We start from the raw sequence: 933 nt of genomic DNA, 5'->3' as shown, positions 1-933 counted from the left end.
CGTACGGGGTGCCCCCCGGCACGGTGCGCACCCTGATCGCGATCTACGGCCCGGCGGGCGCGACGCCCTCCCACATCGACAGGGACGGCGCCGAGGAGGGCGTGCAGACGGCCATGCTCGATGATCGCTCCGTCGTGCAGCACGAGGTGTCCCTCGCTCCAGGAGAGTCGACCACCATCACGATCGAGTTCCAGGGAAGCGGCGCAGGAGAGCGCCTGACCGAAGTGCTGCACACCCCGATGATCGACACCCCGGATACGACACGGGAACCTCTTCGCTGCGCATCGTGACTTTCCCCTGCCGATAAGGTACTGTGGACTCACTGGGGAATATCTGGTGTCTGCAATTCTGCCGTGGGGGCAGGAAGACATCACGCAGTCGGACGCAGGGGTGTGTCCGAAGGCGATTCCGCGTGAAATTCTGGGGAGAAATCATGCTGAAGAAACTGGCTGCCATCAGCCTCACCGCTGGCGCGCTCGTACTCGTCGCGCCCGCCGTCGCAACGGCGGCGCCGACCGTTCCGGCCGCGTCCTCCGATTCCTACCCGTCGCCTCCGGGCGCCAAGGTCGGCGACCCGATCATCGACATCTGCGAAGTCTCGACCATCGTCTTCGGGCCGGGCTACTTCCTTCCGTCCGAGAACGTCAACGTCTCGGTGTCCGGCCTCAACGCCGGGAAGGCAGCCGTCTCGGGGAACACCGCCGCCGGCGACGGCAGCCTGACGCTGACGTTCCGCCCGCCGTCCGACGGTGAGGGCTCCTACGCCGTCGCCTTCAACGGCTCGCGCTCGTACACCGCGACGATCACGGTGTCACACGGCCACGACGCAGCCGCGAGCTGCGACCACGATCCTGGGGTCGCAGCAGCCGGTACTGAGCTGCCGCTCACGGGTGGTGGCTTCGAGCTGGCGCTCACCGGCGGAAGCGTCTCGCC

1 protein-coding gene and 1 pseudogene are annotated in these 933 nt (G+C 67.3%); both read left to right on the top strand.

Features of this window, described 5'->3' with window-relative positions; genetic code table 11:
- Positions 1-290, top strand: a pseudogene (locus tag KZA10_RS16235) (hypothetical protein); the annotation flags it as partial.
- A gap of 143 nt (positions 291-433) precedes the next feature.
- Positions 434-933, top strand: a 500-nt coding sequence (locus tag KZA10_RS16230; protein ID WP_218683403.1) for a hypothetical protein, incomplete at its 3' end; no start/stop codon positions are given.

The sequence above is a fragment of the Microbacterium sp. BF1 genome, from assembly GCF_019279095.1.
GTDB classification, from domain to species: Bacteria; Actinomycetota; Actinomycetes; order Actinomycetales; family Microbacteriaceae; genus Microbacterium; species Microbacterium maritypicum.
This window is presented reverse-complemented; position numbering and strand designations above follow the sequence as displayed.